The following is a 26,320-nucleotide window of genomic DNA, read 5'->3' as shown; positions in this document are numbered from 1 at the left end:
TACACCCCGCAAGAATGCTGGAACTACTTTTGCGAGGCCGGATATGCTTCTACGTAAACTGGAAAAGCTTTAAGGGGCCCCTCGACGATCTTTCTTGGCAATCGGTCATGCTTCCGTCTGCCCGGTCTCACGCAACGGCGGCTCCGACACCAAAGGTTTGAGTGAGGGAGGATCAGCCCTCGGGCCGGTCGGCGAAGCTGAGGCCGATGAACTCGGGCGTATGATCCCCGAGGCCCACGACCTTGTTGTCGCCGCCCCGTGAACCGCCACGTTTATCCCTGCCGCCGCGGTCGCGTTCGCGGTCAGAGCCCTTGCTCTTGCGGTCTTCGCGCGGTTCGGACTTTTCGTTGTCGGCCTTCTTGGCCTCCCTCGGCTTGTCCGCGGATTTCTCCGGTTTGCCGCGCGAACGGCCGGATTTGCGGGGCTTTTCCTCGGCTTCTTCCGGCGCAGCGTCGCCCAGCGGATTGTCGACGCGGGGGATTTCCTTTTCCACCAGCCGTTCAACGTCGGCGAGGTTCTTTTCGTCACGCGGCACACAGATCATGATCGCGGTGCCATCCCGGCCCGCGCGGCCCGTGCGGCCGATGCGGTGCACGTAGTCTTCGGCGTGGCTGGGCACGTCGAAGTTGAAGACATGGCTGACCGAGGGCACGTCCAGCCCGCGCGCGGCCACGTCGGAGGCCACGAGGAACTTCAGCTCGCCATTGCGGAACCCGTCAAGGGTCCGCGTGCGCTGGCTCTGGTCCAGGTCGCCGTGGATCGGGGCCGCGTCATAGCCATATTTCTTGAGCGATTTCGCGACGATATCCACATCCGTCTTGCGGTTGCAGAAGATGATCGCGTTCTTGCACTTGTCGCCCTCGCCGTCGATCAGCGCACGCAGCAGCCTGCGCTTTTCCGTGCCTTCCCGGTCGCGACGCGAGCCTTTGAACATCACCACACTCTGTGTGATATTCTCGCCCGTGGTGGCCTGTCGGGCCACTTCGATGCGTTCAGGGTTCGACAGGAATGTATTCGTGATCCGCTCGATCTCGGGCGCCATGGTGGCCGAGAAGAACAACGTCTGGCGGGTGAAGGGCGTAAGGCCGAAGATACGCTCAATGTCCGGGATGAACCCCATGTCGAGCATCCGGTCGGCCTCGTCCACCACCATGACCTTGACGTCATTGAGAATGAGCTTGCCGCGCTCGAAATGATCGAGCAGGCGGCCCGGCGTCGCGATCAGCACGTCTACGCCCTTGTCGATCAGTGCATCCTGCTCCTTGAACGACACACCGCCGATCAGCAGCGCCTTCGTCAGGTTCACGTACTTGGAATAGGTGTCGAAGTTCTCGGCCACCTGTGCGGCCAGTTCCCGCGTGGGGCAGAGCACGAGGCTGCGCGGCATGCGCGCGCGGGCGCGGCCACGGGCCAGCAGGGTGATCATCGGCAGGGTAAAGCTGGCGGTCTTGCCGGTGCCGGTCTGGGCGATGCCCAGCACGTCGCGGCCTTCCAGCGCCGGGGGAATGGCGCCTGCCTGGATGGGGGTTGGGGTTTCGTAGCCCGCTTCTTCGATGGCTTTCAGAACTTTGGGGCTGAGCTTCAGATCAGAGAATTTTGTCATATATGTCCGGTTTTGCGGACACTGACTTGGCCCGCTGCGTCTGTCGTATCGGCCCGCGTGGCCCAGGGCGGCAATGCCGCGATACGTGTGGCGGTCGCATAGCAATTCGCGTCCGCGCCGTCAATTGCATCGCCCCTCAGCCGCCGCCTTGCGGAAAATGCTTTTTCATTGTGGTATTTAGGTCAAGATCGGCATGCCGCAAGAGCCCGTGCCGCGCCAATCGGCCGCGCAAGCCGGGACTGTCGGCGCAGACCTCATCGAAGAAAGCGCGCAGGGCGGTCTCTCCCCCTTCGGCTTCGATGGCGCGAAAAAGCTCGTGCATGGACATGCCGCCCTGCTCGCGTGGCCGGTTGGGGCCGAGGTCGGGGCGGTATGAGCCTTGCTCCATGCGGAAACGGTAGGCGGAAAGCCACGCCTCCCAGCTCGGCGCGTGGCAATGGGCGAGCGTGATGCCGGGTGTGTCGTCGGGGCCTTTCAGCATCTCGCCTTCCTGAAAGACGTTGTGGATCTGGACGCGGATGGAGGGCAGTCCGGTGCGGACAAAGACCTTGCCCGCAAGATGGCTGAGAAAGCCGCCTTTGAGGAAGTTGCCGTAAGTGGGATAGAGATCGGCAACGATGCGTGTACGGTCGGGTCCCGGGGGGATGAAGGCTTTGAAATGTTTGCCTTCTCCGGCAAGCTGCTCCATTGGCCGGATACGTGCTGTCATCTGCTCTGTTGGTAGGTCGGACAATTTGTCCGACACTCGGCCCGACACCCCATCCCAAACCAGAAACTCATCCACATCCATGTGAATGAGCCAATCGATATCGTTTGCACGTCCGTATGCGTGTGTCGCGTTCTGGCTTTGCCGGACCTGGTGTCTTTTGGGGCGCTTGCCGTTCCACCAACCGTCATCGCAGCGGGTGGGGCGGATTTCCGGATGGAGTTTCAGTGCGTTAAAAGCATCGCTCTCGGGATCATCGAGATAGAGGTAAAGCCGGTGCGCACCCTGTTCGAGGTGGTAGGCGGCAAAGCGCAGGATGTCGGGCGTCGGGGCCTTGATCGTGGCACTCAGGCCCCAGGTGGTCATCAGACCATCATTTCCTTGGTCGCGGTCAGCGTGACCTCCGGGTAATCCCGCTCTACCCGATCGATGTCCCATTGCAGGCGGGTAAGGTAGACGATGTCGCCGTCGTGGTCATGGGCGATGTGCTGCTTGTTGCTTTCCGTAAACTTATCAACCGCTTGTCGCGCGCCATTCACCCAGCGGGCCGAGGTGAACTGCGTCGCTTCGAACCGCACGGGCAAGCCGTATTCCAGCTCGATCCGGCTGGCCAGCACTTCGAACTGCAACTGGCCCACGACGCCCACGATGAAACCCGAGCCGATGGCCGGTTTGAAGACCTTTGCCGCCCCTTCCTCGGCGAATTGCATGAGCGCTTTTTCAAGATGCTTGGCCTTCATCGGATCGCCCGCGCGCACGCCTTGCAACAGTTCTGGTGCAAAGGACGGGATACCCGTAACACGCAAAGCTTCACCTTCGGTTAACGTATCGCCGATGCGCAGCTGGCCGTGGTTCGGGATGCCGATGATGTCGCCGGCCCAGGCTTCTTCGGCCAGCTCGCGGTCCGCGGCGAGGAACATCACCGGATTGGTGATCGCCATGGGCTTCTTGGAGCGCACGTGGGTCAGTTTCATGCCCCGCTCGAAGTGGCCCGAAGCGAGGCGGACAAAGGCGACGCGGTCGCGGTGCTTGGGGTCCATGTTGGCTTGGACCTTGAAAACAAAGCCGGAAACCTTGTCTTCCTCGGGCAGGATCTGGCGCGGCTCGGCGCGCTGGATCTGCGGCTCGGGGCCGTATTTGGCGATGCCTTCCATCAGTTCCTTGACGCCGAAGGAGTTGATGGCGGAACCGAACCAGATGGGGGTGAGCGAGCCTTCGGCCATGAGCTTCGGATCGAGCGGGGGCAAGAGTTCGCGGACCATCTCGAGGTCTTCGCGCAGCTTTTCGAGCAGGTTGGCGGGCACATGTTCGGCCAGCTTGGGGTCGTCCAGGCCGTTGATTTCAATCGATTCCGCCACCCGGTTGCGGTCGGCGCGGTCCATCAGTTCCAGCCGGTCGCGGAGGATGTCGTAGCAGCCGATGAAGTCGCGGCCGATGCCGATGGGCCAGCTGGCCGGGGTCACGTCGATGGCGAGGTTTTCCTGAATTTCGTCAATAATCTCAAAGACATCCCGGCTTTCGCGGTCCATCTTGTTACAGAAGGTCAGGATCGGCAGGTCACGCAGGCGGCAGACCTCGAAAAGCTTCTGGGTCTGGCTTTCCACGCCCTTGGCGCCGTCGATGACCATGACGGCGGCGTCGACGGCGGTGAGGGTCCGGTAGGTGTCTTCGGAGAAGTCCGAGTGGCCGGGCGTGTCCACCAGATTGAAGCGGAACTCCTTGAAATCGAAGGACATTGCGGAGGCGGAGACGGAGATGCCGCGATCCTTTTCCATCGCCATGAAGTCCGACCGAGTGCGCCGCGCCTCGCCCTTGGCGCGAACCTGTCCGGCCATCTGGATTGCGCCGCCGAAGAGCAGGAATTTCTCGGTTAACGTTGTCTTACCGGCGTCGGGGTGGCTGATGATCGCAAAGGTGCGGCGGCGCGCGATCTCGGGCGGCAGGTCGCGGCGATTTGTGTTCATATCCAGCATCTTGGCGGTCGTTCCTAATGTCTTTTCCGGGCCGTTTGGGCAATTGGGTTAACGGCTGGTTAATTGTCACCGCCCGTACACCGGGCGTACACATACCGTACATACGGGCCATGGCAAGGGGCGGTCACGCGCGCGGCGTCTCGGGCAAGAGATAGGGATGCGGACGGTCACGTGCCAGACTTCCCGCATTCTTCTGACTGGAACGCTTCTGCCTCAAGGCGAACGCCGAAACACCGCGCTTGTCCGGGAATGGGGATCACGGCGGGGAGAAGGGCCGCTCATTCCTTCCGGGTTTTCCGGCGCAGCCGGACAGCAGCAGATCAAAACCCTCATCGGTGCTTCCTGCGGCTTGCCAGCGGGAGTCAACCGGTAGAAGCCCTGCGCAACTGGTCCGCGGCGTTCCGACGATCCAGCAGGCCTGCGCCGATCTCGGCGCCGGTGTGCCGCGCGCGATCGTGGAACGGGGGCGGATCGTCGATCCGGCCCTCCATGACACCTTGCAGCGCGGGAGACGTATGGAGGTCGATCAGCGTGGATTCGGCGGCGATGCCCTCGGCAAAGATGATCTGATGCCGGTCGAAGAGCAGCTGAAAGTAATCGACAAACCCGCCTTTCGACCGCACCACCGTACTGCCGTTCACGAGGTCACGGGCGCGCACCAGCACCTCGGCCCGTCCGACGCCAAGCCGGTCGCTGCGCTGGTAGACAAAGAGCCCGTGCCCGGGGCTGAGCAGCAGGTCGCGAACATTGTTCAGCGTTCCCGCCGCGATGCGGATCGGTGCCAGGTCGCCCTCGGCGCGCAGGGTGCTCCTGCCGATCCAGCGGAGCGGCTGCACGCCGTCGTCACGTGTCAACACGCGGTCGCCGGGCCGAAGCCCTTCGACCGGACGCTGTGCGCCGGTGGCCAGCGTGATCCGGGTGCCGCGTGTGAAAGAGACACAGGCGGATTGAGCGAACCTCAGATGCGCGGTCGACGTGTCGATGCCGACCAGCTGATAATCCCTGCGCGGCAGCAGCCTATTCAACGGCAGCAGGTAGACCGCGCTGACTTAACAGGCGGCGTCGACCTCCACCATTAGGAAGGCCTCGCTCAGACTTCCATCGGGGGACATGAAGCTCAACGCGGCGTCGAGATGCAGCACCGCGCCGGGCAGGCCCGCTTCGCTTTCCGCAGCGATACGGAATATCCCGGCGCCGCAGGGTAGGACTGAGAGCCGCGCCGTCCGCGCCCCCGTTGCCACGGCATAGATATCGTCCAGCACCAGCTCAGCCGCGAAAGACAGCGGATCGCCCATGTTCGCCCCAAGCGTGACCGTGAAGTCATCGGCCAGCAGAACGGGCAGGTCTTGCGCGGTTGTCGCAGGGACGGGGGGCATGGCATCACCTTTCTGAAGGGCGGTCTTGGGCCGCCCTATGGACTCTCTGTGACGTGTTTTGGTTAACGAAGGGTGTTTTTCTGGCCCCGCCGTCAAAGCGTGATAGGTCTGGGGCAAAGATGCGAAGAAAGGAGTCGTCTGATGGATCTGGGGATCAAGGGAAAGCGCGCACTGGTTTGTGCGTCCTCCAAGGGGCTGGGGCTTGGCTGTGCCGAGGCGCTGGCGGAGGCCGGTGTCGATCTGGTGATGAACGCGCGCGGGAGCGAGGCCTTGGAGGCCGCGGCTGAGCGTATCCGCGCCGAGCACGGCGTGACCGTCACCACCGTGGCCGCCGACGTGGCCACGCCCGAGGGTCAGGCCGCGGTGATCGAGGCGGCGGGTGACGTGGATATCCTGGTCAACAACGCGGGCGGCCCCCCGCCGGGCATGTGGAGCGACTGGGACCGTGAGGATTTCATCAAGGCGCTGGATGCCAACATGCTGGCTCCCATCGCGCTGATGAAGGCGCTGATGCCGGGGATGATGGAACGTGGCTGGGGCCGGGTGGTCAACATCACCTCGCAATCGGTGCGCGCGCCCATCGCGGTGCTGGGCCTGTCGAATTCCGCGCGCACCGGGCTCACGGGCTATGTCGCGGGCACCGCGCGGCAGGTGGCGGGCAAAGGCGTGAACATCAACAACCTGCTGCCCGGCATCCATGCGACGGACCGCGCGGATGCGCTGGACGGGGGCGTGGTCAAGGCGGAAGGGATTACGCTGGAGGAAGCGCGCGCAAGGCGTGCGGCGGGCATCCCCGCGGGGCGCTACGGCACGCGGCAGGAGTTCGGTGCTGCCTGCGCCTTCCTCTGCTCGCAGCACGCGGGGTTCATCGTGGGGCAGAACATCCTGCTGGATGGCGGGGCGACAAACCTGACCATGTGATGGCGGAGACCTTTTCGCTCAAGGACGATCTCTTCAACCCGACGACCGTGGCGCAGCTGGCGGCGGAATATGCCGCCGCCGTGCCCGGTTTCGACGGGCCGCGTTTCGAGCGCGAGGCGCTGTCGGGCTTTGCCGAGCGCGGGCTGCTGGAGCGGATGGAATGGATGGCCGACTGCCTTGAGGGGCAGTTGGCCGCCGACTTCCCGACCATGGCCGAGCAGCTCGAGGCGGCGATGCCCGCGCGGCTGGACCCGTCGCTCACGGACAACGATTTCGGGCGGTTCATCCATGCTATGCCCGGCATCCTCGCCGTGCGGCATGGGCTGGAAGAGCACCGGGAGCGGGCGCTCGATCTCATCTACGAGGCGACGCAGCGGTTCTCGATGGAGTTCTACGTGCGCCCTTTCCTGAATCGCTGGCCCGAGGAGACGCTGGCGCGCATGGCGGTCTGGGTCGGGGACGAGAATTACCACGTCAGGCGGCTGGTGAGCGAGGGGACGCGGCCCCGGCTGCCCTGGGCGAAGGCGGTATCGCTCAGCCCGGACCAGACTGTGCCGCTGCTGGACCGGCTGCACGCCGATCCGACGCGCTATGTCACAAGATCGGTTGCCAACCATTTGAACGATCTTGCTAAAACCGAGCCAGAGCTGGTTTGCAATCTGCTGCGTGACTGGCGCGAGCGGGGCCGGCAAGCAGCGAGGGAACTGGCGTGGATGACGAAACACGCGCTGCGCACGCTGGTCAAACAGGGCCACGTCGGGGCGCTGGAGGTGCTTGGCTACCGCGCCGACGTGCCTGTGGCGGCGGACCTGCGGCTGGGCGCGTCGCGCTACGTGATCGGTCAGAAGCTTGCGATTGAATGCCGCTTATCCGCGCGGCAGGACCTTCCGGTGCTCGTGGATTATCGCATGATCTTTGCGCGGCCGGGCGGGAAGACCGCCGAAAAGGTCTTCAAGCTGAAGACCGCACGGATCGTGGCCGGTGAAACGCTGACCCTGTCCAAACAGCACACCCTCAAGGGCGATGCGACGACCTTCACGCTTCACCCCGGCGCGCATCGGGTGGTCTTGCAGGTGAACGGACAGGATGTCGCCGAGGCGGGTTTTGAGCTCGCCTGACAGGTCCCATGGCTTGCGGCGGGCGGGCAGGGCTGCTAGCTGCACCTGAGTGATTTTATCGGGTATCCATGTCTGAACTGCACCCACGGCTCGAGATCAAGGACCTGCGCCGCAGCTATCAGGGCCGCGCGGTGGTCGATGGTGTGAGCCTGCGGATCATGCCGGGGCAGGTGACGTGTTTGCTGGGGCCGTCGGGCTGCGGGAAGTCCACGACGCTGCGGATGATCGCGGGGGTCGAGATGCAGGACAGCGGGACGATCCACGTGGACGGCAAGCTGATTTGCGACACGGTGTTCCGCGTGCCGCCCGAGCGGCGCGAGATCGGGCTGATGTTCCAGGACTTCGCGCTGTTTCCGCATCTCAGCGTGGCCGACAACGTGGCCTTCGGGCTGAAGAAGGGGACCAGGGCCGAGAAACGGGCGCGCGTGGAGGAATTGCTGGAACGGGTGGACCTCTTGCGCTTCATCGACGGCTATCCGCACCAGCTCTCGGGCGGTGAGCAGCAGCGCGTGGCGCTGGCGCGCGCGCTGGCGCCGCGGCCGCGGATCATGCTGATGGACGAGCCCTTCTCGGGCCTCGACAACCGTTTGCGCGACGGCATCCGGGACGAGACCCTGAGCATTCTCAAGGAAGAGGACACCGCCGTTTTGCTGGTCACGCATGAGCCTGACGAGGCGATGCGGATGGCCGATGAGATCGCGCTGATGCGCGACGGCAGGATCGTGCAGCAGGGCGCGCCCTATAACGTCTACACACGGCCCATCGACCGGGCGGCGGTAGCCTTCTTCTCGGATGCCAACGTCATTGAGGCAACGGTGCAGGGGGCGCTGGCAAGCACCGCTTTCGGCCGTTTCCTCGCCCCCGGCGTCGCCGATGGCACGCGGGTGCAGATCGTGTTCCGCCCTCAGCATGTGCGGATCGACTTCGACCGCGCGGGCAAAGGCCCGAACCCCACGGCGAAGGACGGCACCGCCGCGCGGGCGGTGGTCGAACGGGCGCGTTTCATGGGCAACGAAAGCCTGGTGGAATTCGTGATGGACCACGACGGCTCGCGCCTCAAGGCCACCGTGCCCAATGTCTTTCTGCCACAGCCCGGCGCGGTTATGTGGCTGACGATCCCGCGCAATCGCTGTTTCGTCTTTCCGGTAACGAAGTAGGAGGGGGCGATGGCCGAGACCTTGCTGGTGGAATTCGGGATGGGCACCTCGCTCAGGCGCGGCGACTATACGCAGGCCGCCGAACGGGCGGTCAAGGACGCGCTCTGGCACAATTCGATCAACCTGGCCGAGCTCTTCGGCTTTGAGAAGACCGATATGCGCATCACGCTCGACGTGGGCGTGCAGCAGCCCGAGAAGGTTGATGTGGACGTGCTCAGGGCTGTGTTTCCCTACGGCCATGTGACCGTGAATGTCGTCAAGGGCGGCCTCGACGTGCCACGTCCCGAAGGGCAGGAAGGGGCGGGGCATCCGACGATCATGGCCAATGTCGCGCTGCGCGTCGGCTTCGAGATGGAGCGCAAAGATGGATGATCTGAAGGGCCTGCACCGCGTCATCATCGAGATGGGCATGGGCAACGATCTGCACGGGATGGATTACACCAAGGCCGCGAAACGCGCGATCGAGGATGCCTTCCGCCATTCCTCCTTGCCGATTTTCGCGGTCACCGATCTGACCCCGGACCAGATGCGGGTGAAGGTGACCGTGGGCGTACAGGAACCCGACAAGCTCGACCTTGATGCGCTCACCGCAACGCTTCCGCGCGGCAAGGCGACGGTGACGGCAGTGCATGGGGGTCTCAACGTGCCGTCGGGCGGGGAGACCATCGTGATCGCCCAGGCCAGCGTCGAAGCCTTCCTGCCGCCCCAGAAAGACTGGGCGCTGCGCAGTGAATAAGAAAGCCGACTCTCCCCTCTTTCTGGCTCCATAAAGTCCCGGGGAGTCGTGCTTGCGCGACGGGGCGGAGCCCCCAAAAAAATGTCGTGCCGCCTTGGCGGCTCATTCGGATGAACCGCAATTCAAGGCACGTAATCCGCCAGCCGCTTGCCCGGCTCGTCCACGAACAACTCCGGCAGCGCCTCGGCGCTCTCGATCAGGTCCAGACGGAAAACCCGGAAGGCCTCGCGCAGCTCGCACCACGCCGTCAGGGTCCACACCCGCCCCCAGTATTCCATGTGCAGGGGCCGGATCACCCGGCCTGTCACGGCGCCCGCGCGGGAGGTGTAGGTCAGGCGCACCTTCTGGCGCGCCTTGATGGCCGACCGCAGGAGCGGCATCTGCGTCAGGTTGCGGGTGGGATCGGCGAAAGGGTAGACGGCGAATTTCCAGCGCTCGGCCTCGGCGATGGTCTGGGCAGGCAGGACGGCATCGATCTTGTCGGCCAGCGTGTCAGCGGCGGATTTGAGCGCGTCGTCGGCGGCCTGTCCGACGATGGCGAGGCCGAGGTTCAGGGCCTCGAGTTCGGAGGCGGTAAGCGTCAGAGGCGGCAGGCTGATCGCTTCCGTGATCATGTAGCCCACACCGCGTTCGCCCTCGACCGGCACGCCCGAGGCCATAAGGGTTTCCATGTCGCGGTAGATGGTGCGCACCGACACTTCCAGCCGCTCGGCAATGTCCTGCGCCCGGTGCAGTTTGCCGTCGCGCAGGATCTGGATGATGTCGAAGAGGCGGTCGGTGCGGCGCAAGGCTACTCCTGTCGGTAGTGGATTTCCGCATGGCGCATCTGCACGTGATCGGGGTCGATCATCTGCATCATGGGGGCGGCGATGGGATCGGCCATGATCTCGCCCGCGGTCTGCAGGGCCACCGCGTGCGAGGTCCAGACGATGTGATCGGTCCAGGTACCGTCCGGATCCGCCGAGAGCGTGCGGCTGAGGACATGGCCGGTGGCCCTGAGCCGTGGCTCAAGCGCCCGCGCGGCATGGACGAAGGCAACCGTGTCGGTGCCGGGGACAAGGCGGAAGGTGACGATTTCGGCGACGGTGTGCGGGGTCTCAGACATGATATGCTCCTTGGTGATAGGGTGAGACCTCACTAGCGTGTCACAACTGACATAAACCTGTCAGTTGACTGCGGCAAGGCCTGAAAAATCGCGATGTTGGCGGCTGGATCGGCACGGCAAGACGGCTTTGCCCCTTTGAGAGCGCCGCGTGAGACCTTAGACAGGGCACCGACGAAGCGCGCGAGGTTTGCGCGCGAAGATGGGAGAAATGACATGTTGAACAATATCGGTCTGCCGGGCCTTCTGCTGATCGCCGTCGTGGTGCTTGTGCTTTTCGGTCGTGGCAAGATTTCAAGCCTCATGGGTGAGGTCGGCAAGGGCATCACCAGCTTCAAGAAGGGCATCAGCGAGGGCGAGGAAGACCTCAAGAAGGTCGAGAGCGTCGAAGGCGCGGACCTGCCCAAGCACACCGACGCGGGCACCCATCCCAAGACGGACAAGGCCGCCGACAAGGGTGCGAGCTAAGCCAAAATGTTCGATCTCGGTTGGACGGAATTACTGGTCATCGGCATTGTTGCCCTGATCGTGGTGGGCCCCAAGGACCTGCCGGTGCTGTTTCGGCGCGTGGGCCAGTTTGTCGGCAAGGCCAAGGGCATGGCGCGCGAATTCTCCTCGGCCATGAACGAGGCCGCGGACCAGTCCGGCATGCGCGAGATGTCCTCCAGCATCAACAAATCGCTCAAGGCCGCGACCAATCCGGTCGGATCGGCCATGGACGGGGTGAAATCGGCGGCGAAATCGCTGACCGACCTCGACCCCGAAAGCGAAACCGGGAAGCTGTCGAAAAAGCGGGCCGAGGATGTCGCCAAGATACAGGCGGCCACGGCACGCGCGGCGGCCGAGCGCAAGCAGCGCGAGGCGGCGGAGGCCATGGCCAAGGCCGAAGAGCTGGAAGCCAAGGTGCCGAAACCGGCGGTGGAAGAAAAAGAGTAAGCCATGAGTGCGAGCGACGACATCGACGACAGCGCGGCGCCGCTGATCGAGCATCTGGCCGAGCTGCGCACGCGGCTTATCCATTCGGTGGTGGCTTTCATCATCGGCATGGTGATCTGTTTCACCGTCTGGAACCCGATCTTCAACTTTCTGACCAATCCCCTGTGTTCGGCCATGGCCGAGCGCGGACAGGACGATTGCGGGCTGATCCTGATCAAGCTGCAGGAAGGTTTCTTTGTCGCCATCTCCATCTCGCTTCTGGGCGGGCTGGTGCTGGGCTTTCCCTACATCAGCTACCAGATGTGGCGCTTCGTGGCCCCGGGCCTTTATCGCAACGAGAAGGCGGCGTTCCTGCCGTTCCTGATCGCCTCGCCACTGATGTTCTTTCTGGGGGCGGCGTTTGCGTTCTATGTGGTGACACCGCTGGCCTTCGACTTCTTCTTGGGGTTCCAGCAGGGGCCGTTGACGGGGGACGGATCGCAGCCGATTGATGACAATATCGCGGGCATCGCCTTTCAGGGCTCGGCGCAGGAGTATCTGAGCCTGACGATCAAGTTCATCGTGGCCTTCGGGCTTTGTTTCCAGCTGCCGGTTCTGCTGACGCTGATGGGCAAGGCAGGGCTGGTCAGCGCCGAGGGACTGGGGAACGTGCGCAAATACGCGGTGGTGGGCATCCTGGTGCTGGCCGCACTTGTGACGCCGCCGGATGTGATCACCCAGATCATCCTTTTCGTGGTGGTCTACGGGCTTTACGAGATCTCGATCCAGCTGGTGAAGCGGGTGGAGGTGAAGCGCGAGGCGCGGCTGCGGGCCGAGGGGTATTATGACGACGAGGACCCGCTGCTGGCGGAGTTCGACGAAGACGACGGCGAGGAAAAGAAGACGTGATTGACGATCCGATGGACCGGATCGCGGCGGCGCTGGAGCGGATGTCTCCGGCGCCGCTTGCCGCTCCGGATTTCGACGCGGCATCTGCCTTTGTCTGGCACACGCAGCCTGACCGGCTGGAGCCGGTGCCGCAGGTCAGCCGGATCGACCTGAGCCTGCTGGTGGGCGTTGACCGACCGCGCAATACTCTGTTGCAGAACACCCGGCAGTTCGCGGCGGGGTTGCCTGCGAATAACGCGCTTCTCTGGGGCGCGCGCGGCATGGGAAAATCAAGTCTGGTCAAGGCAATCCACGCCGATGTTCATGCATCGCATGAGGCCTTGCGGATCGTGGAATTGCAGCGCGAGGACCTGCCGTCTGTGGGCCGGTTGCTGAACGTGCTGCGCGGCGCGCCGCAGCGGTTTATCCTGTTCTGCGACGATCTGAGCTTTGGTCATGACGATGCGCATTACAAGTCGCTCAAGGCGGTGCTGGACGGCGGGATCGAGGGGCGGCCGGAGAACGTGGTGCTTTATGCCACGTCGAACCGGCGTCACCTGATGCCGCGCGACATGATCGAGAACGAGCGCGGCTCGGCGATCAACCCGGCGGAGGCGGTGGAAGAGAAGGTTTCGCTGTCCGATCGTTTCGGGCTGTGGCTGGGGTTCCACGCCTGCGATCAGGACCAGTACCTTGCGATGATCAGGGGCTATTGCGATGCCTACGGGGTCGAGATCGACGATGCGACGTTGCGGGCCGAGGCGATCGAGTGGCAGGCGACGCGCGGGTCGCGGTCTGGCAGGGTGGCCTGGCAGTATTTCACGGACCTTGCGGGCCGCAAGGGTGTGGCGCTACGGGCAGGGTGACACCTGTTCAGGGGGGGCTGCCGATCACGGCCCGCCTCAGGTCAGGTTGTCCTCGTGCTGTCTTAAGCGTCGTATGAAAGTAAAACACGCGGCGGATTGGAGGTCCCGCCGCGTGTTGTAACCGGTTTGCCCCACCGCAAACCAGGTTTCCTGGTTGGAAACGCTGCTGAGAGCCAGCGCCCCTTTTCCTAGACATACCATGACCCGAAGGCCTGGAAGATGCTCTCGGGGCGGTTCGGATCACCCTGCAGATGACCCTGTGAAGGGTGTCAGCCCTGAGACAGTCGCGTTGATCGCGCTACATTGTTTCTAGTTTTGAAACATGGCGATTCCGTGGCAGGCGGGGGCCAATTACGGCAATTCTGTGGCGATTTCGGGGAAATACGGCCACAAACAGAACCACCAGTAGTATCGAGGTGCCGTCGCGTCAATCGAGGTATGGCGCGGGGTCAACCGAATCGAATCCCTGCCGCACTTCGAAGTGGACATAGCTGTCGTCGCCGCCCCTCAGCTTGGCGATCTGCTGGCCGCGACCGACGCTTTGTCCCTTGCTGACGCTGACGTCCGTGACGTTGGCGTAGACCGTCAGCAGGTTGTCCTGGTGGCGAACGACGACGATGGGCACGCCCTCGGCGCTCTTGGTGATTGCGGCGACGGTGCCGGCATCGGCTGCTTTCACCGGCGCGCCGGGGGCGGCCTTGATGTTGATCCCTTCATTGCGGCCCTTGGCATAGGCGCGGATTATCGTTCCCTGTACGGGTGTCACCATCTTGGCGTCGGTTGTGGGGCGGGTCGTCTGGCCGACGTTCGCAACAGGCTTCGGTGCCTCGACCACCGGGGCGGGCCTTGCCGTGTTGTCCTGCGGCAGAGGCTTGGCTGCCGAAGGGGGTGTTGGCGTGGGCGAGCCCACACCGGGCAGCGTGGTCTGTGCCGTCTCGACAGGCGCGGGGCGCGCCGGCGGGTTCTGTTTCGGCACGGGGATCAGCAAGAACTGGCCTTCGCGGATCGCGAAATCGGCGCCGAGGCCGTTCCATTCCGCGAGCGCCTTGACCGGCACGTTGTAGAGCCGGGAGATCGTATAGGCGGTCTCGCCCCGTTCCACCTTGTGGCGGATGGGTTCCTTGCCGGTCTGGGTTGTCGGTGCTGCGGCAGGTGTTGCGGGTGGCAGGGCGGCGGTCTGCACCCCCGGCGTGGCCGGGGCGCGGTCGATTGCACCGCCAGCCAGCGTTGTGATGTCGACGGGCTGGATGGGGCCGGTGCCCACGGCACCGGTCGCGGGCGAGGGTTCGGCCACGCGGTTTGGCAGGGCGATGATTTCGTCCTTGCGCAGAGGCACGTCCGGTTCGATCCCGTTGAAGCGCGCCAGCGCGTTCACGTCAGCCCCGACCCGGGCCGCCACGTCTGCGAGCGTGTCGCCGCGTTGCGCGACGGCGACCTGGTAGTTTGGGTAGGAGATCACGCCACGGTTATCAGGGCGGGGACGGGCAGCAAGCGGGCCGGTCGCGGCCTCTGCGGTACTGAACCCGCCGCCGAGGCCCCGGAGGTCGAAATCGAGCGGCTGCTCGCCGCAGGCGGCTAGAAGGGTCGCGCTGGCTCCGGCGAGCAGGCTCAGCCGGACGCGGTTTCTCAGGAGGGATGGGTACATCTGCTTGTCCTCATGTCGCGCTCTCCGTGTTTTCCGGAGTTTTGCGGCACTCTACAGCATTAGCTGTCCTTGCCCAAGCCCTCGAGCAGCGGGACAAAGCGGACCGAGCGTAATTCGTCGTATTCAAGGCCATCGGGCGTTTTGCGCACGCGGATGAGGTGCTGGACGGCGTCGGATTGGCCCACGGGCAAGACCATGATGCCGCCTTCCTTGAGCTGGGCGACGAGCGGTCCGGGAGGGTCCTCGGCGGCGGCGGTTACGATGATGCGGTCGAAGGGGGCCTGGTCGGGCAGGCCGAAACTGCCGTCGGCGGTGATGGCGGTAATGTTGACGAGGTCGAGGGATTCGAAAATCTCGCGGGCTTCGCGCACGAGGCGGGCGTGGCGGTCGATGGTGTAGACGCGGCGGGCGAGTTTGGAGAGGATCGCGGCCTGGTAGCCCGAGCCGGTGCCGATTTCGAGTACCTTGTCGCGGGGGGTAACCTGCAGCGCCTGCGTCATCAGGCCCACGACGGAGGGCTGGCTGATGGTCTGGCCACAGGCGATGGGGAGCGGCATGTCCTCGTAGGCGCGGGCGGCGAAGAGGCCGCGGATGAAGGGGCCGCGGTCGACCGCTTCCATGGCTCCGAGCACGCGCTTGTCCGTGACCCCCTTGGAGCGCAGCGCGTAGAGGAACTGCATCTTGCGCTCGGCTTCGGAGGGGGTGTCTTCGGTCATGTATTAAGGCCCGAAAGGCTGTCCATCACATCATGGGCCGTGAGGTCGGCGCGCATGGGCGTGACCGAGATATAGCCTTCGAGGTTCACGGCCGCGTCGGAGCCTGCGTTGGCCATGACCTGCTGATCGCCGCCCTTGATCCAGGAAAAGCGGCGGCCCGAGGGGGCGATATGCGGTTCGGTGCCGAAGACGACACCGGGGCGGCGGCCCTGCGGGGCAAGGCGGATGCCTCTTACGTCCGGGGCGGGCACGGGCGGAAAGTTGACGTTGTAGAAGAGGCTGTAGTCGGTGTTTTCCTGCGGGGTGGTGTCGAGGATACGGCGGATCACGTCGGCACCGTGCTGGGCGGCGGCATCGAAGGGATTGGCGAGGTCGCGGTTGCCGGGGCCGTAGTATTGCGACAGCGCGATGGCCGGAAAGCCCTGCAAGGCAGCCTCCATCGCGCCGCCGATGGTGCCGGAATAGAGCGTATTCTCGGCCGAGTTGTTGCCGCGGTTCACGCCCGAAAGGATCAGGTCGGGCGGTGTGTCCTTCATCGCGTCGTGGATGGCGATCAGCACGCAATCGGCGGGCGAGCCTTCGGCGGCAAAGCGGCGGGGGCCCATCTGGCTCATCATGGTGGGGTGGACGTAGTTGATGCAATGGGCGACGCCCGATTGCTCGAAGGCGGGGGCGACGACCCAGACTTCGCCGTCGGGGCCCGCGAGGTCGGTAGCGATGGCCTCCATCACCTGAAGGCCCGGTGCGGTGATGCCGTCGTCGTTGGTGATCAGAATGCGCATGTCAGGCCCCTTTTTGGCCTTGATAGGTGAGGGGGCTGCGGGCGGCAAGGTTCCGCCGGTCACGGGCGGGCAGGCGAGCGGATCAGAGTTGCGCCAATACCGCAGCGGCCTCGGCGTGGATGTCGGCAAGCTTGCCGCGATCCTCGCCGGGGAAGAAGCGGGCGCGGGTGGCGGTGGGCATGGGCTTGGGCGTCAGGATGCGGACGCGGGGGCCGATGTTGGCGGTCTCGGCCTCCCATGCACAGGCAAGCGCGATCTGCGCGGTCTTGGTCGCAGCGTAGCTGCCGAAGAATTTTTCGCCGAGGTGCGGGTCGTCGAAGAACACCGCCTCGCCCGTCTGGCCCAGGAGAGGGGCCACATAGGTGATGAGCGTCGCGGTGGCGGTCACGTTGGTGGCCACGGATTTCATCATGTCCTTGGCGTCGATGTGATCGGCGGGGGCGAGGGGGGCGGCATGCACCGCCGTGTGGAGCCACAGATCGAGCGTCTTCCAGCGGTCGAAGATGCCCCGGCAGAGCACCGCCATCGCATCGGCATTGGTCACGTCCATGGGCGCAAGCGTGGCGGCACCACCTTTGGCCTGGATGCGGTCGTCGAGCTCTTCAAGCGCGCCGGTGGTGCGCGCGACGGCGATGATGTGGTGCGTGGGCGCAAGTGCCTCGGCGAGGGCGGCACCGAGGCCGCGGGATGCGCCAGTGATCAGGGCTGTTTTGGTCATGGGCGCGATGTGCACCGGCACGGGGCGGCGGTCAAGGGGGGCTGCGTTCAGGTCGCAGGCGGCGGCGGATCAAGAAGAGCGGATCGCGCCGACCGCAGGATTGCCGCGGCACGCTTTTCGTCCCGGGTCAGCCGGGCAAGCGTGACGGCACCGACAAGCAGCGCAAGCTGCGCATCCGCGCTGTCATCCGCCGCGTCACGCTGCAGGAGCGCGGTGACCCGGTCGATGGCTTTCGCAGTCTGCGCGGCGGTCCCGTTGTCCTGACGTACAAGTTCGGAGCCGAGCGCGGCCATGGGGCATCCGTGGCGCAGGTCGCCCACGTGGCGCGGCGAGAGATAGGTGTCGATGTAGCGCGCACGCGCCGCCTGTTTTTCCGCGTCCGTTTCCGCTGTCTCCATCTCTGAGACGACCTTGTCGACCGCTCTTTCGAATGCCGCGGCCACCAGATCGTCCTTGCCCGGGAAGTGGCGGTAGAAGCCGCCGTGGGTCATCCCCGCCGCCTGCATCACCTCGGACACGCTGGTGGTCTCGATCCCTTTTTCGCGCAGCAGATCGGCGGCTGCATCGAGGATGCGGTCATGCGACTTGCGTTTCTCGGCTTCGGACATGCGTGGCATTTCAATGAGTTCCAACTGGGTTGACAATTAAGATTATGTCTATCATCTTATCATTAAGATTACAATCATCATCCAAAAGGAGCTGCCATGTCATCCCATCCCCTGATCCTCGTCACCAGCGCTGCCGGCAAGACCGGCCTGCCCGTGTCCCTTCAACTGCTCGAAAAGGGCTACCCCGTGCGGGCCTTCGTGCGGCGCAAGGATGCGCGGTCGGACCAGCTTGCCGCAGCGGGCGCGGATGTTTTCGTGGGAGATCAATACGATATCGCTGACATGCGGCGGGCAATGGCCAGCGTGACGCGCGCCTATCAGTGCGCGCCCACGGCCCCCAACGGGCTGCATTTCAATGCGGTCTTCACCGCGGCGGCCCATGAAGCAAGGCTTGAGCACGTAGTTCTTCTGGGACAGTGGCTCACGGCGGCTAGCCACCCCTCGCTTTTCACCCGCGAAGTCTATCTGTCGGACCGGCTGGCGCATCTGTCGCCCGGCATGACGGTAACATCGGTCGATCCGGGCTGGTTTGCGGACAATTACCTGATGGTTTTGCCTTTCGCCGCACATCTGGGGCTTTTCACGATGCCTTTGGGGGACGGGGACGTGAAGAAGAACGCGCCGCCGTCGAACGAGGACATCGCGCGTGTGGCGGTTGCTGCTTTGACAGACCCGCAGAGCCATGCTGGCAAGCGGTATCGCCCTACGGGACCAGAGCTGCTGTCACCGAACGAGATCGCCGCCGCCATGGGCCGGGCGCTTGGCCGCCGGGTGAGATACGTCGATATCTCCGAGCGGATGCTGACCAAGGCGCTGAGGGCGAATCCGCCGTCCAATTATTCCGAAGCGGCGGTGTCACAGCTTGCCCTTTACGCCGAGGAGTACCGGCGCGGGGCCTTCGCGGTGAATGCGCCGACCGAGGATGTTCAGCGGGTTGGGGGCCAACCTGCCGAGTCCTTCGAGAGCATCGTGCGCCGCTACGTCGCGGGACGGCCCGAATTGCGGCCAAGCCTGTTCGGGCGAATGGCTGCGATGATGGGATTTGCCCGGATCATGGTTACACCAGCTTTGAACCCTGCGAGGGTGCAGAGCGACAGGGATTACGTCGAGGTCCGGGAGCCGAGGTTCAGCCAGGACGACGCGGAGTGGTCGCGGACGCATGAACCGGTGCCATTGCGCGCTCTGAGCGCCTGAGCCTACTAGCCCTGCGGCAGTTTCAGCGTGTTGCCGTTGCCGAGCACGACACGGTCTTCGCCGATGGCAGCAATCGTCTGGCCCGAGATGCGGTCGCCGACGGCAACGCGCTGGATGGTGCCGTTCTTTTCACGGATCAGGGCGTTAAGGGCGTTCTCGCTGCCGAAGATGCCGATCAGGGCAAGGGCGGGCAGGCGGGCGCTCTGGGTCGCCTTTTCGGCGACATGGGCCGGGGTCGGCTCCTGTTTATCACTGGTACTCATGGGACTTCGGAACTTGGGATTCGGGCTTCGGCGCGCTGGCTATCAGGATGCTGCGGCGCAGAAAAGGGGTGGTCGATGCGCTTCGGCAGGGATCAGCCCAGTGACGCAGCGGCAGTCCGACGGAGGTGGTAGGCGAAGGTCATGTCAGCCAGATGCGCAATGGCAAGTTCGGGCAGGGGTAAGTCGAGCGTAATCGCGATCTCGCACCTGCCGCCAGAACCTGTCAGTTGATCACTCCGCCGCCGGTTTCATCTGGAAGCCCTGTTCCAGCTGATCTGCCGGGGTCACCGGGTATTCGCCCGAGAAGCACGCGTCGCAATACTGCGGGCAGTCGCTGTTGCGGCCCTGTGCTTCGCCCACGGCGCGGTAGAGGCCGTCGAGCGAGATGAAGCGCAGGCTGTCCACAGCGAGATGCTCGCGCATCTCGTCCTCGGACATGGTGGCGGCGAGCAGTTTCTCGCGCTGGGGGGTGTCCACGCCATAGAAACAGGGCCATGCGGTGGGGGGGGAGGCGATGCGGAAGTGCACCTCCTTGGCGCCCGCGTCGAGGATCATCTCCTTGATCTTGCGGCTGGTGGTGCCACGCACGACGCTGTCATCGACAAGGATCACCCGCTTGCCCTTGATGAGCGCGCGGTTGACGTTGAGCTTGAGGCGCACGCCCATGTTGCGGATCTGCTCGGTCGGTTCGATGAAGGTGCGGCCCATGTACTGGTTGCGGATGATGCCCATCGCGTAGGGAATGCCGCTCTCGAGACTGTAGCCGATGGCGGCGGGGGTGCCTGAATCGGGCACGGGGCAGACGACGTCGGCCTCAACCGGGCTTTCCTTGGCCAGTTCGCGGCCGATCGCTTCGCGCGTTTCATAGACGGAGCGGCCACCGAGGATGCTGTCGGGACGCGAGAAGTAGACGTGTTCGAAAATGCAGAACTTGGAGGGTTGCGGGCGGAAGGGGAACTGCGATTCGACGCCTTTTGCGGTGATCACCACCATCTCGCCCGGTTTGATTTCGCGCACGAACTCCGCACCGATGATGTCGAGCGCGCATGTCTCGGACGCAAGCGCCCAGCCGTCGCCGACCTTGCCAAGGACCAGCGGGCGCACGCCCAGGGGGTCGCGCACGCCGATAAGCTTGGTGCGGGTCATGGCTACGACCGAGAAGGCACCCTCGACCCGGCGCAGGGCGTCTTCCATGCGTTCGGGGATGGTGCGCTGAAGCGAGCGGGCCATCAGGTGGATGATGCATTCGCTGTCCGAGGAGGATTGGAAGATCGAGCCACGCTCGATCAGCTCGCGCCGCAGGGCGTTGGCGTTGGTGATGTTGCCGTTGTGGGCAATCGCCGCACCGCCCATGGCGAATTCACCAAAGAAGGGCTGCACGTCGCGGATCGCGGTCTGGCCCTTGGAGCCGGCGGTGGAATAGCGCACGTGGCCGATGGCGAGTTCGCCGGGCAGGTGTTTCATCACGCCTTCGGAGGTGAAATTGTCACGCACGTAGCCGAAGCGGCGGGCGGACTGGAAGCCGGCGTCGGCGTCGTAGCTGACGATGCCGCCGGCCTCTTGGCCGCGGTGTTGCAGGGCGTGCAGGCCGAGGGCCACGAAGTTCGACGCGTCGGCCACGCCGATCACGCCGAAGATGCCGCATTCTTCCTTGAGCTTGTCCGGATCGTCAGCGTCGCGCAGATAGCCGCTGTCGAAGGGATGGGCGGGAGGCATGATCTTGGACAACGGGGCAGCTCCGAATCCGGTGGCTTCGACCCCGTATGTAGGGCGCTTGTGCTGTCCTGTCACCCCGCTGGCGCGGATTGCATGCGGGTTTGTTGCAGTCAAGCCAGCCGGGGCCCTGCCACCGCGCTGTCAGATCGACAGGCGGATTTCCCTGCCGGTTGGCGGGGGCGCGAGCGGCGCGAGGGTGAAGGGGGCGTCCGACGGGGCCGAGCCGAGGAGCGTGCCGGGCAGCGAGAACCGCACCACTGCGCCCGCGCCATCGGGCAGGTTGCGGGCCAGCAGTGTGCCCCCGCGCGCGGCAATCAACCGCTTGATCCCGAAAAGCCCGTAGCCGCTGTCGACACGCAAGCGCCCGCCGTTCATCACCTCCAGCGCGCCCTCGGTGAAACCCTGCCCGTTGTCGGTGACCGTGATGTCCAGCATGCCGGGCAGATCCTCCTGCACGCTGATGTCGACGTCGAGCCTTTCGCAGCCGCCGTGTTTGACCGCGTTCTCGGCGATGTTGCGCAGGGCGATACGGATCGCAGTGCGGTCGGCCCGCAGGTTCGACAGCGAGGTTGTCAGCCGGTGCTGCGCCGCAGGGTCGATGGCGTCCCAGATACCGTGGCAGAGCGCGGGAAAGCTGAAGCTGCTTTCCTCTTTCACGGTGGCGGTGCTTTCCGCGTGGGACAGCACGTCGCTGATCAGGTCCATGGACTGCGCGGTGATCTTTTCGATCAGGTCTATGATGTCGAGGGCCGGATCGCCGAGAGGCCCCGCATCCTCGCGCATGAGGTTGGTCAACGCGGCGATGTTGCGCATGGGCGCGCGCAGGTCGTGGGCGGCGAAGGCCACGAACTGCTCCATTTCCGACGACAGCGTATCGAAGTCCTTCCGCGCCTCGACAGCGAGCTTTTCGGCCGTCAGGTCGACAAAGCCCCCCCAAAGGCGGATCACCCTGCCGGTCTGGTCGACCTCGGGCCGAAGCGTGCTGCGCAGGGTGGAAATGCCACGCGCCAGCGGCAGGTCGATCTGGTAGCTGACGGAGCTGCCAGAGGTCAGCGCGGCGCAATGCTGCGCACAGGCAGTGCGGCCATAGGCATGCGGGAAGACGTCCGCCGAGGAACGGCCGATGAAGTCCGACGCGGGACGCCCGATCAGCGCAAGCGCGCAGGCGTTCAGGGCAGCATAGACCGGCATGCCCGCATCGCTGATCTCAAGCACGAAGACCGGCGCGCTGATCAGGTCGAGATGGGCATAGGGGCAGGTCTGTGTCACGGCGAGTCCCTTTTGTTGGACTCGATCCTAGATCGCGGGTGTTAACGGAGGATTAACCGAGTTCTGATCCCGGGCAGGCTTACTGTCCGCAGGCGCTGACCAGCGCTTCGTACTGCGAGGTGATCCAGCCGAGGGCCGCCTCGGGGTTCTGCTCCTCGATCTGGCCAGTAAAGCGCGAGAAGACCACGGCGGAGCGGCTTTCATCCACGATGGTGAATTGCTGGCCGGTCATCACCGTCTGGTAGACGAAGAAGGCGATCGCCACCAGGAGGATGCCGCGCGCGACACCAAAGACGAAGCCCAGCCCCTGGTCGATGCCGCCAAGGACAGAGCGCTGCACCAGCGAGGAAAAGAGCGGGGTAAAGAGGGACACCACGATGAGCGCCACGGCAAAGACCACGGCGAAAGCGCCGATGATCGACAGCTCGCAGCTGTCGGCGACCGCTTCGCCCACCATCGGAATTTCCCGGATCAGCGGTTCAACCTGCGGGGCAAAGAGAAAGGCCAGCACGGCGGCCACGATCCAGCCGACGATGGCCATGCCTTCGCGCACCAGCCCGCGCCCGTAGGCCAGCAATGCCGACAGGACGATGACGAGTGCCACCACGCCGTCGATGATCGTGAAACCTTCCATCCCGTCCTGCCTTCTGCCTCAGACGCTAGCCCGCGCCAAATATCTCGCCCACGAACCCGGTCAAGTCACCCATCGTGTTGAGCGTCATGCCGTCAGCCGCGATGGCCTTTCCACCCTGCGGTGCAATGGCGGAGGTAAAACCAAGTTTTTGCGCCTCTTTCAACCTATTTTCAGTCTGCGTGGCGGGGCGCAGCGCACCCGAGAGGCTGATCTCGCCGAAAACAACCGTTTCGGCGGGAAGGGCCGCGTCTTCCCGCGCCGATAGAAGTGCTGCGGCCACGGCAAGGTCGGCTGCGGGCTCGGTCACTTTCATGCCGCCCGCCACGTTGAGATAGACATCGAGTCCCGCGAAGGGGATGCCACAGCGCGCCTCGAGCACGGCGAGGATCATGGCGAGGCGGCCGCCGTCCCAGCCGACGACGGTGCGGCGGGCCTGTGAATGGGGGGAGGGGGCGACGAGGGCCTGGAACTCAACCAGAACGGGGCGAGTGCCCTCGATGCCCGCAAAAACGACGGAGCCTGCGGCAGGTTCTCCCCTTTCGGAGAGAAATAGGGCGGAGGGGTTGGTGACTTCGGCCAGACCGCTGCCCGTCATCTCGAAGACGCCGATCTCGTCCGCGGGGCCGAAGCGGTTCTTGACGGAGCGGAGGATGCGGAACTGGTGGCCGCGCTCACCCTCGAAGTAGAGCACGGTATCGACCATGTGTTCGACGACGCGGGGACCGGCGATCTGGCCTTCCTTGGTGACGTGCCCCACGAGGATCACGCTGACGCCGCGCCTCTTGGCAAAGCTGGTGAGTTCATGGGCCGCTGCGCGGACCTGTGAGACGGAGCCGGGGGCGGACTCTACGTTGTCGGCCCACATGGTCTGGATGGAATCGATGATCGCCAGTTGCGGGCGCTCTGCCTCGAGCGTGGTGAGGATGTCGCGCAGGTTGGTCTCGGACGCCAGTTGCACCGGCGCGTCGGCAAGGCCGAGGCGCTGGGCGCGCATACGGACCTGAGCCGAGGCTTCCTCGCCGCTGACGTAGATGGTTTTCAGGCCCTGCTTGGCGAAATGCGCCGCCGCCTGCAGCAGGAGGGTCGATTTGCCGATGCCGGGATCGCCGCCGACGAGGATGGCCGAGGCGGGCACGAGGCCGCCGCCGAGGACGCGGTCCAATTCCTCGATACCGGATTGGCTGCGGGGGGGCGGGCTTTCTTCGGTTGAAAGATCGGTCAGCACCATGGTGCTGCCGCGTTTCGCGCCCAGCGATTTGCTCGGGGGGCCGGCGGAAATCCCCGCGTCTTCCTGAATGGTGTTCCATTCGCCGCAGCCATCGCAGCGGCCCGACCACTTGTTGAAGCTGGCGCCGCAGGCGGTGCAGGAGAAGGTCTTGACGGGTTTTGCCATGGCGGGGTTGTGGCCCAGCCTGCCGGGGGCGTCAAAGGGAAAAGGCGGCGCTCACTCCCCCTCGTGGAGGGCGCGTTCGGTTTGCCAGGAGATCCAGAGCGAGGCGAGGATGCAGGCGGTGAAGAGGTAGAGGCCCCAGGCGGTCTCGATCCGGCCGAGGCCGATGCCCTTGGCCAGCGTGATGTAGACGGCGATGAGGAAGATGTCGGCCATGGCGAGCTTGCCGAGGATGTGGAGGACCGGGAGGACCGCGGGTTTCAGGAGGTCGAAGTGCACAAGGGCGAGGCCGATGGTTTTGAGGTAGGGCGCGAAGAGGGCGAAGAGCGTGACGACGAGGGCGAGGAAGATGTCCGAGGCCCAGAGGGATTGCAGGCCCGTGAGGACAGAGATTTCCGATAGCGAGAAGAGGGGCAGGAGACCGGCACGGAGGAGAGGCGCGGCCCATGCGACGGGGTAGAGTAGCAGGAGCGCGAGGTTGAGCGCCTTCAGCGTCCAGCCGATGCGGCTCACGTCCGGTAGACCCTGTCGTAGCGGGCACCGAGGGACGTGAGGATCTCGTATCCGATGGTGCCCGCGTAATCCGCGACCGTGTCGACGGACTGGTGCTGGCCCAGAAGCTGCAGGGTTTCCGGGGTCTGGGACAGGCTGCTGACGTCGATGGTGATGAGGTCCATCGACACGCGGCCCAGAACGGGCAACTTGTGGCCGTCGTGGTCCGTGAAGCTGGCTTTGCCGCCCATGGCGCGGAAGATCCCGTCGGCGTAGCCCGCCGCGACAGTGGCGACGCGGGTGGGTTTCTTGGCAACAAAGGCGTTGGCGTAGCCGACGCTTTCGCCGGGGGCGACGTCGCGGACCTGAATGACGGGGACGTCGAGCGTGACCACGGGCGTGGCATCGACGAAGGGCAGACCGCCGTAGAGGCCGACACCGGGGCGGGTGAGGTCGAAGTGATAGCGTTCGCCCAGCAGGATGCCGCCCGTGGCGGCGAGTGAGCGGGGGGCGTCGATGCCGCGGGTCATGTCCTCGAAGGTGTCGAGCTGGTAGCGGTTCATCGCGTGATCGGGTTCATCCGCGCAGGCGAGGTGGGACATCACCAATCGGGATTTCTGCGCGAGAGCGATCTCGCGCAGGGCGGACCATTCGGCGGGCTCCATGCCTAGGCGGTTCATCCCGGTATCAAGCTGGATGCCGAAGGCGTGGCCGGGCAAGGCTTCGACGTGTGTCAACAGCTGGTCGATGGAGTTGATCATGGGCGTCAGGTCGGCCTGCCGGATGCGTTCTGCATCGCCCGCCATGTGGCCGGAAAAGACGTAGATCGCGGGGCCCTGGCCAAGGGCGCGGCGCAGGCGGACGCCTTCTTCGGCAAGGGCCACGAAGAAGGTGCGCACCCCGGCGGCGGCCAGTGCTTTGCCCACGCGTTCGGCCCCGAGGCCGTAGGCGTCGGCCTTGATCGTCGCACCTGTGTCGCAATCGGTCAGCCGGTCCAGCGCGCGCCAGTTTGCGACGATGGCGGAGAGGTCGATGGTCAGGGTGGCGGCGGTCATAGAGGGAAGTCCATCGGCAGATCGGTGACGCGGCGGCGTGGTTTACAGGGCCTTGGTGTTGGCCCATGCTGGGGCGGTCTAACCAAGTTGGGCGCGCAGAACAAGCGCCGGGGAAGGGGTGGCATGGTTCGCATCAAGCTGATGGCGGGGCATCCGTCGATCGTGATCATGGGGCTGATCTGCCTTGCGGCATTTGCTGCGCTGGCCGTGGCCGGGCCGTGGTGGGCCTGGCTGCTGGCGCCCTTGGGGATCGGGGCGCAATTGCTCAATGAATACAACCTGCACCGCTATGTCTTTCACCTCAAACCGCCGCGTCGGCAGTGGGCCTTTGACCTGCTTTACCAGGCGCATTACGGGCATCACGATTTCCCGACGAACACGAGGTTGTTCTTTGTGCCGATTGTCCTTCCCCCCTAGAACTGGGCCACTACGATGGCCGAGAGAGGGGGACAGAGAATGGCTCGGAAACGGTACTCA

General features: G+C 64.7%; 30 protein-coding genes. 11 read left to right on the top strand and 19 right to left on the bottom strand.

Annotated features, from left to right (window positions below; all coding sequences use genetic code 11):
* Nucleotides 1-172 precede the first annotated feature (172 nt).
* The 5 genes from AB2B41_RS21175 to AB2B41_RS21155 all read right to left on the bottom strand — a co-directional run bounded on the left by AB2B41_RS21175 (nt 173) and on the right by AB2B41_RS21155 (nt 5,658).
* Nucleotides 173-1,603 (bottom strand): DEAD/DEAH box helicase, encoded by a 1,431-nt coding sequence (locus tag AB2B41_RS21175; protein ID WP_367879825.1) that lies wholly within the window; start codon nt 1,601-1,603, stop codon nt 173-175.
* A 136-nt stretch (nt 1,604-1,739) separates the two neighbouring features.
* Nucleotides 1,740-2,675 (bottom strand): glycosyltransferase family 2 protein, encoded by a 936-nt coding sequence (locus AB2B41_RS21170; RefSeq protein WP_367879824.1) that lies wholly within the window; start codon nt 2,673-2,675, stop codon nt 1,740-1,742.
* Complete coding sequence (locus AB2B41_RS21165) at nt 2,675-4,282, bottom strand: peptide chain release factor 3 (protein ID WP_367879823.1); 1,608 nt, start codon at nt 4,280-4,282, stop codon at nt 2,675-2,677. The genes AB2B41_RS21170 and AB2B41_RS21165 overlap by 1 nt, the downstream gene beginning before the upstream one ends.
* A gap of 362 nt (nt 4,283-4,644) precedes the next feature.
* On the bottom strand, nt 4,645-5,307 hold the full coding sequence (locus AB2B41_RS21160) for a Hint domain-containing protein (protein ID WP_367879822.1): 663 nt from the start codon (nt 5,305-5,307) through the stop codon (nt 4,645-4,647).
* Nucleotides 5,308-5,331: 24 nt separating this feature from the next.
* Nucleotides 5,332-5,658 carry a hypothetical protein gene (locus AB2B41_RS21155; protein WP_367879821.1) on the bottom strand — a complete coding sequence of 109 codons (327 nt, stop codon included), beginning with the start codon at nt 5,656-5,658 and terminating at the stop codon, nt 5,332-5,334.
* 141 nt (nt 5,659-5,799) lie between these two features.
* Between AB2B41_RS21155 and AB2B41_RS21150 the strand changes: the two genes are divergently transcribed.
* From AB2B41_RS21150 to AB2B41_RS21130, 5 genes are all read left to right on the top strand, one after another.
* The gene (locus tag AB2B41_RS21150) at nt 5,800-6,579 is read left to right on the top strand and encodes an SDR family oxidoreductase (protein ID WP_367879820.1); all 780 of its coding nucleotides are present in this window, start codon (nt 5,800-5,802) and stop codon (nt 6,577-6,579) included.
* Entirely contained in the window at nt 6,579-7,697 is a 1,119-nt protein-coding gene (locus AB2B41_RS21145; protein ID WP_367879819.1) for a hypothetical protein, read from the top strand. The genes AB2B41_RS21150 and AB2B41_RS21145 overlap by 1 nt, the downstream gene beginning before the upstream one ends.
* A 68-nt stretch (nt 7,698-7,765) precedes the next feature.
* Entirely contained in the window at nt 7,766-8,854 is a 1,089-nt protein-coding gene (locus tag AB2B41_RS21140; protein WP_367879818.1) for an ABC transporter ATP-binding protein, read from the top strand.
* A gap of 9 nt (nt 8,855-8,863) precedes the next feature.
* Nucleotides 8,864-9,226: a Lin0512 family protein gene (locus AB2B41_RS21135; protein WP_367879817.1), complete on the top strand. Its 363-nt coding sequence runs from the start codon at nt 8,864-8,866 to the stop codon at nt 9,224-9,226.
* Nucleotides 9,219-9,590: a Lin0512 family protein gene (locus AB2B41_RS21130; protein WP_367879816.1), complete on the top strand. Its 372-nt coding sequence runs from the start codon at nt 9,219-9,221 to the stop codon at nt 9,588-9,590. Before AB2B41_RS21135 ends, AB2B41_RS21130 begins: the two co-directional genes overlap by 8 nt.
* 122 nt (nt 9,591-9,712) lie before the next feature.
* On the opposite strand, the gene AB2B41_RS21125 is transcribed toward AB2B41_RS21130, so the two are convergent.
* Nucleotides 9,713-10,378 (bottom strand): helix-turn-helix transcriptional regulator, encoded by a 666-nt coding sequence (locus tag AB2B41_RS21125; RefSeq protein ID WP_367879815.1) that lies wholly within the window; start codon nt 10,376-10,378, stop codon nt 9,713-9,715.
* A 2-nt stretch (nt 10,379-10,380) separates the two neighbouring features.
* On the bottom strand, nt 10,381-10,695 hold the full coding sequence (locus tag AB2B41_RS21120) for a hypothetical protein (RefSeq protein ID WP_367879814.1): 315 nt from the start codon (nt 10,693-10,695) through the stop codon (nt 10,381-10,383).
* Between the two features lie 213 nt (nt 10,696-10,908).
* On the opposite strand from AB2B41_RS21120, the gene AB2B41_RS21115 reads away from it, so the two are divergent.
* The 4 genes from AB2B41_RS21115 to AB2B41_RS21100 are packed head-to-tail and all read left to right on the top strand — an operon-like array spanning nt 10,909 to nt 13,361.
* A complete protein-coding gene (locus tag AB2B41_RS21115; protein ID WP_367879813.1) occupies nt 10,909-11,160 on the top strand; it encodes a twin-arginine translocase TatA/TatE family subunit in 252 nt (83 codons plus the stop codon).
* Between the two features lie 6 nt (nt 11,161-11,166).
* A complete protein-coding gene (gene tatB / locus AB2B41_RS21110) occupies nt 11,167-11,628 on the top strand; it encodes a Sec-independent protein translocase protein TatB (RefSeq protein WP_367879812.1) in 462 nt (153 codons plus the stop codon).
* A gap of 3 nt (nt 11,629-11,631) precedes the next feature.
* On the top strand, nt 11,632-12,516 hold the full coding sequence (gene tatC / locus AB2B41_RS21105) for a twin-arginine translocase subunit TatC (protein ID WP_367879811.1): 885 nt from the start codon (nt 11,632-11,634) through the stop codon (nt 12,514-12,516).
* Nucleotides 12,513-13,361: an ATP-binding protein gene (locus AB2B41_RS21100; RefSeq protein WP_367879810.1), complete on the top strand. Its 849-nt coding sequence runs from the start codon at nt 12,513-12,515 to the stop codon at nt 13,359-13,361. The genes tatC and AB2B41_RS21100 overlap by 4 nt, the downstream gene beginning before the upstream one ends.
* 427 nt (nt 13,362-13,788) lie before the next feature.
* Here AB2B41_RS21100 and AB2B41_RS21095 read toward each other — a convergent pair whose 3' ends face one another.
* The 5 genes from AB2B41_RS21095 to AB2B41_RS21075 all read right to left on the bottom strand — a co-directional run bounded on the left by AB2B41_RS21095 (nt 13,789) and on the right by AB2B41_RS21075 (nt 17,830).
* Nucleotides 13,789-15,006, bottom strand: coding sequence for a peptidoglycan DD-metalloendopeptidase family protein (locus AB2B41_RS21095; protein ID WP_367879809.1), 1,218 nt, complete (start codon nt 15,004-15,006; stop codon nt 13,789-13,791).
* 59 nt (nt 15,007-15,065) lie between these two features.
* On the bottom strand, nt 15,066-15,722 hold the full coding sequence (locus tag AB2B41_RS21090; protein ID WP_367879808.1) for a protein-L-isoaspartate(D-aspartate) O-methyltransferase: 657 nt from the start codon (nt 15,720-15,722) through the stop codon (nt 15,066-15,068).
* Nucleotides 15,719-16,504, bottom strand: a complete 786-nt coding sequence (gene surE, locus AB2B41_RS21085; RefSeq protein ID WP_367879807.1) for a 5'/3'-nucleotidase SurE — start codon at nt 16,502-16,504, stop codon at nt 15,719-15,721. The genes AB2B41_RS21090 and surE overlap by 4 nt, the downstream gene beginning before the upstream one ends.
* 82 nt (nt 16,505-16,586) lie before the next feature.
* Nucleotides 16,587-17,222 carry an SDR family NAD(P)-dependent oxidoreductase gene (locus tag AB2B41_RS21080; protein WP_367879806.1) on the bottom strand — a complete coding sequence of 212 codons (636 nt, stop codon included), beginning with the start codon at nt 17,220-17,222 and terminating at the stop codon, nt 16,587-16,589.
* Between the two features lie 47 nt (nt 17,223-17,269).
* Complete coding sequence (locus AB2B41_RS21075) at nt 17,270-17,830, bottom strand: TetR/AcrR family transcriptional regulator (RefSeq protein ID WP_367879805.1); 561 nt, start codon at nt 17,828-17,830, stop codon at nt 17,270-17,272.
* A 96-nt stretch (nt 17,831-17,926) separates the two neighbouring features.
* Here AB2B41_RS21075 and AB2B41_RS21070 point away from each other — a divergent pair, with 96 nt between their 5' ends.
* Nucleotides 17,927-19,024 carry an NmrA family NAD(P)-binding protein gene (locus tag AB2B41_RS21070; RefSeq protein ID WP_367879804.1) on the top strand — a complete coding sequence of 366 codons (1,098 nt, stop codon included), beginning with the start codon at nt 17,927-17,929 and terminating at the stop codon, nt 19,022-19,024.
* Nucleotides 19,025-19,029: 5 nt separating this feature from the next.
* Here AB2B41_RS21070 and AB2B41_RS21065 read toward each other — a convergent pair whose 3' ends face one another.
* From AB2B41_RS21065 to alr, 7 genes are all read right to left on the bottom strand, one after another.
* Nucleotides 19,030-19,287, bottom strand: a complete 258-nt coding sequence (locus tag AB2B41_RS21065; protein ID WP_367879803.1) for a pilus assembly protein PilZ — start codon at nt 19,285-19,287, stop codon at nt 19,030-19,032.
* Between the two features lie 231 nt (nt 19,288-19,518).
* On the bottom strand, nt 19,519-21,003 hold the full coding sequence (purF, locus tag AB2B41_RS21060; RefSeq protein ID WP_367879826.1) for an amidophosphoribosyltransferase: 1,485 nt from the start codon (nt 21,001-21,003) through the stop codon (nt 19,519-19,521).
* Between the two features lie 141 nt (nt 21,004-21,144).
* Entirely contained in the window at nt 21,145-22,272 is a 1,128-nt protein-coding gene (locus tag AB2B41_RS21055) for a PAS domain-containing sensor histidine kinase (protein ID WP_367879802.1), read from the bottom strand.
* A 79-nt stretch (nt 22,273-22,351) separates the two neighbouring features.
* Entirely contained in the window at nt 22,352-22,906 is a 555-nt protein-coding gene (locus AB2B41_RS21050) for a CvpA family protein (RefSeq protein WP_367879801.1), read from the bottom strand.
* A gap of 25 nt (nt 22,907-22,931) precedes the next feature.
* Nucleotides 22,932-24,299 carry a DNA repair protein RadA gene (gene radA / locus AB2B41_RS21045; RefSeq protein ID WP_367879800.1) on the bottom strand — a complete coding sequence of 456 codons (1,368 nt, stop codon included), beginning with the start codon at nt 24,297-24,299 and terminating at the stop codon, nt 22,932-22,934.
* Nucleotides 24,300-24,350: 51 nt separating this feature from the next.
* Nucleotides 24,351-24,809: a paraquat-inducible protein A gene (locus AB2B41_RS21040; protein ID WP_367879799.1), complete on the bottom strand. Its 459-nt coding sequence runs from the start codon at nt 24,807-24,809 to the stop codon at nt 24,351-24,353.
* Nucleotides 24,806-25,843 carry an alanine racemase gene (gene alr, locus AB2B41_RS21035; protein WP_367879798.1) on the bottom strand — a complete coding sequence of 346 codons (1,038 nt, stop codon included), beginning with the start codon at nt 25,841-25,843 and terminating at the stop codon, nt 24,806-24,808. Before alr ends, AB2B41_RS21040 begins: the two co-directional genes overlap by 4 nt.
* Nucleotides 25,844-25,966: 123 nt before the next feature.
* Between alr and AB2B41_RS21030 the strand changes: the two genes are divergently transcribed.
* Nucleotides 25,967-26,260, top strand: coding sequence for a sterol desaturase family protein (locus AB2B41_RS21030; RefSeq protein ID WP_367879797.1), 294 nt, complete (start codon nt 25,967-25,969; stop codon nt 26,258-26,260).
* Nucleotides 26,261-26,320: the final 60 nt, after the last annotated feature.

The sequence above is a fragment of the Sulfitobacter sediminis genome (assembly GCF_040811725.1).
Taxonomy (GTDB): Bacteria; Pseudomonadota; Alphaproteobacteria; order Rhodobacterales; family Rhodobacteraceae; genus Sulfitobacter; species Sulfitobacter sediminis.
The sequence above is the reverse complement of the archived record's forward strand: the minus strand, read 5'-3'. Positions and strand labels throughout refer to the sequence as shown.